Annotated in this window: 2 protein-coding genes and 1 pseudogene; all 3 read left to right on the top strand. The window is 73.6% G+C overall.

Features of this window, described 5'->3' with window-relative positions; translation table 11 throughout:
* Positions 1 to 899, top strand: a pseudogene (locus AB0J68_RS29455) (hypothetical protein); the annotation flags it as partial.
* A 163-nt stretch (positions 900 to 1,062) separates the two neighbouring features.
* Positions 1,063 to 2,814: a CTP synthase gene (locus AB0J68_RS29450; protein WP_363941821.1), complete on the top strand. Its 1,752-nt coding sequence runs from the start codon at positions 1,063 to 1,065 to the stop codon at positions 2,812 to 2,814.
* A gap of 46 nt (positions 2,815 to 2,860) precedes the next feature.
* Positions 2,861 to 3,466, top strand: coding sequence for an NUDIX hydrolase (locus AB0J68_RS29445; RefSeq protein WP_355069066.1), 606 nt, complete (start codon positions 2,861 to 2,863; stop codon positions 3,464 to 3,466).
* Positions 3,467 to 3,494: the final 28 nt, after the last annotated feature.

The following is a 3,494-nucleotide window of genomic DNA, read 5'->3' as shown; positions in this document are numbered from 1 at the left end:
CGTACCTGGGCGCCGACCCGGTCGGCGCGATCGCGCTGACCGCCGGGCTGAGCGTGGCCGCGGCGATCAGCGCCGGCGGCTGGCTGACCATCACCCGACTGGCGTGGGCCACCATGGCCGCCCTGGCGGTCGGCATCGGCTTCGCCGTGGTCGACCTGCGACGGCCTGCGGCCGAGCGGGGGAGCCTCGGCCGGTTCCTGTCCGCGGTGGCCGACGGCACCGGCGGGTTCACCGTGCACCGGTCCAGCACGGCGAACTTCGAGACGTTGGTGAACAGCCCGTTGACCGTGCTGGCGCTGGCCGGCGGGCTGCTGGTGTGGTTCGCCCTGCTGCAGCCGTGGGGCGGGCTGCTGCGGCTGTTCGGCATCTACCCGGCGATCCGGGCCGCGCTGGGCGGCACGGCGGTCGCGGCGGTGCTGGGTGGCGTGCTCGACGGCGCGGCGCTGGACGTGGCGGGCGCCGCTGCCGCCCTGGTGGTGCCGATGGCCGCGCTGGCGTCGCTGCGCGTGCTCGGGCATGCCGCCGACCGGACCCGCCCGAACACGGGCCGTGCCCGGGAGAACGGGGCCGACGACGACTCGGGCTCCGGCGGCGACGGGCCAGCCGGGGGAGGCGACGGTCCGACCGGTGGCGGTGGACCGCTGGGCGCGGGTCACCCCCGGCCGATCGGCGGCCCGCCCGCAGCGCCCCCACGAGTGGTCGTGCTGCCCCCGGGCCCGGACGCGCCCGTGGGCACTCCGGTGGTCGACGGGCCCGCCCAGTCGCCGCCGGAGCGTCCGGCGGCGGACGCGGCGACCGGGGCGCCCTCCGCGCCGGCGCAGCGACGATCGGCGGACACACCGGCGGACACCCCGGCCGCGCCGGTCACCCGGCCATCGACCGAGGTTGCCGCTTCCTGACCGCCGGACGTCGTCCTGGTGACCCGGCGCTGTCGCACCCGGGGTGCGGCCTGCGAGTACCCGCCGCAGAGGTGTTACCGTGGAATCCCGTGGATCGCGTGATCACTTTGCTGATCGAGCACGGCGGTCTGCATGACCGCGACAGACGACACGGGAGCAGGCCTTGGCCCCATCAGCACGGACGACCAGGCACATTTTCGTCACCGGGGGCGTCGCCTCCTCGCTGGGTAAGGGCCTCACCGCCTCCAGCCTCGGCAACCTGTTGACCGCGCGCGGGCTGCGCGTGGTGATGCAGAAGCTCGACCCCTACCTCAACGTCGACCCCGGGACGATGAACCCGTTCCAGCACGGCGAGGTCTTCGTCACCGAGGACGGCGCCGAGACCGACCTCGACGTCGGGCACTACGAGCGTTTCCTGGACCGGGCCCTGTCCGGCAAGGCGAACGTCACCACCGGCCAGATCTACTCCGACGTGATCGCCAAGGAGCGCCGGGGGGAGTACCTGGGCGACACCGTCCAGGTCATCCCGCACATCACCAACGAGATCAAGTCGCGGATCCTGGCGATGGCCGACCCGGACGACGACGGCGTCCTGCCCGACGTGGTCATCACCGAGGTCGGTGGCACCGTCGGCGACATCGAGTCGCTGCCGTTCCTGGAGGCGATCCGCCAGGTGCGCCACGACCTGGGCCGGGACAACTGCTTCTACCTGCACGTGTCGCTGGTGCCGTACCTGGCGCCGTCGGGCGAGCTGAAGACCAAGCCGACCCAGCACTCCGTGGCGCAGCTGCGCAACATCGGCATCCAGCCGGACGCCATCGTGCTGCGCTGTGACCGGGAGATCCCGGTGAAGCTCAAGGAGAAGCTGTCGCTGTACTGCGACGTCGACGCCGAGGCGGTCGTCGCCGCGCCGGACGCCCCGAGCATCTACGACATCCCGAAGGTGCTGCACCGCGAGGGGCTCGACGCGTACGTGGTGCGCCGGCTCGGGCTGTCGTTCCGGGACGTGGACTGGGCGAGCTGGGACGACCTGCTGGAGCGGGTGCACCGGCCCCGGCACACGGTCACCGTCGCCGTGGTCGGCAAGTACGTCGACCTGCCGGATGCGTACCTGTCGGTGAGCGAGGCGATCCGGGCGGCCGGTTTCGGTCACCGGGCGCGGGTGCAGCTGCGCTGGGTGCCTAGCGACGAGTGCGTCACCCCGGCCGGCGCGGCGGCCGCCCTGGCCGGCGTGGACGGCATCCTCATCCCGGGCGGGTTCGGGGTCCGTGGCATCGAGGGCAAGATCGGCACGGCCCGGTACGCCCGGGAGAACGGCATCCCCCTGCTCGGCCTCTGCCTCGGCCTGCAGTGCATGACGATCGACGTGGCCCGGCACCTGGCCGGCCTGGACGGCGCCAACTCGCTGGAGTTCGACGAGCAGGCCGCGCACCCGGTCATCGCCACGATGGCCGACCAGGAGGACATCGTCGCCGGCAAGGGCGACCTGGGCGGCACCATGCGGCTCGGGGCGTACCCGGCGACGCTGACCGAGGGCTCGATCGTCGCCGAGGCGTACGGCAGCACCGACATCAGCGAGCGGCACCGGCACCGCTACGAGGTCAACAACGCCTACCGGGACGCGCTGACCAAGGCGGGCCTGCACATCTCCGGCACCTCCCCGGACGGCCGGCTGGTCGAGTTCATCGAGCTGGACCGGGATCTGCACCCGTTCTTCGTGGCCACGCAGGCGCATCCGGAGCTGAAGAGCCGTCCCACCCGCCCGCACCCGCTGTTCGCGTCGTTCGTCCGGGCCGCCGTGACGTACTCGCAGGCCGACCAGTTGCCGGTCGACCTGGAGGCCGCGTCGGAGGCCCCGTCGGCGCGCAAGGCCGCCCGCAACGGCGCCGCGACGAAGGCCGCGTCGGCCTCGTGAGCGAGCGGAGCGAGCGAACCAGCAGGCTCAGCAGCGGGGCGACGGCGTGAGCGACCTTGAGCACCGCTACGAGGTGCGCTCCCGCGAGGAGCGCTATCGGGGTCGGATCTTCGACGTGGTCACCGAGGAGGTGACCATGCCGGGCGGCGGGACCGCGCTGCGTGACCTCGTCCGGCACGTCGGGGCGGTGGCCGTGGTGGCCCTCGACGACGCCGGTCAGGTGGTGCTGATCCGGCAGTACCGGCACCCGATCGGCCGGCACCTGTGGGAGCTGCCCGCCGGGCTGATGGACGTCTCCGGCGAGGAGCTGCCGGCCGCCGCGCTGCGGGAACTGGCCGAGGAGGCCGACCTCACCGCCGGGCGGATCGACGTGCTTGTCGACCTGCACAGCTCGCCGGGGTTCACCAACGAGATCGTCCGGGTCTACCTGGCCCGGGACCTGGCCGACGTGCCGGCGGGGGAGCGTCACGAGCGCCGTGACGAGGAGGCCGACCTGCAGATCGTCCGGATGGCCCTGGACGAGGCGGTCGACATGGTCCTGGCCGGCGAGATCACCAACGCGTCCGCGGTGGCCGGCCTGCTCGCGGCGGCCCGCGCCCGGGACACCGGCTTCGCGGCGCTGCGTCGGGCGGAGGCGCCGCTGCCGCGCTGAGCGCCGCCGCCGGTCCTTCCCGATCGGT

It is taken from the genome of Micromonospora sp. NPDC049580 (assembly GCF_040675595.1).
In the GTDB taxonomy this organism is placed as follows: Bacteria; Actinomycetota; Actinomycetes; order Mycobacteriales; family Micromonosporaceae; genus Micromonospora.
This window is presented reverse-complemented; position numbering and strand designations above follow the sequence as displayed.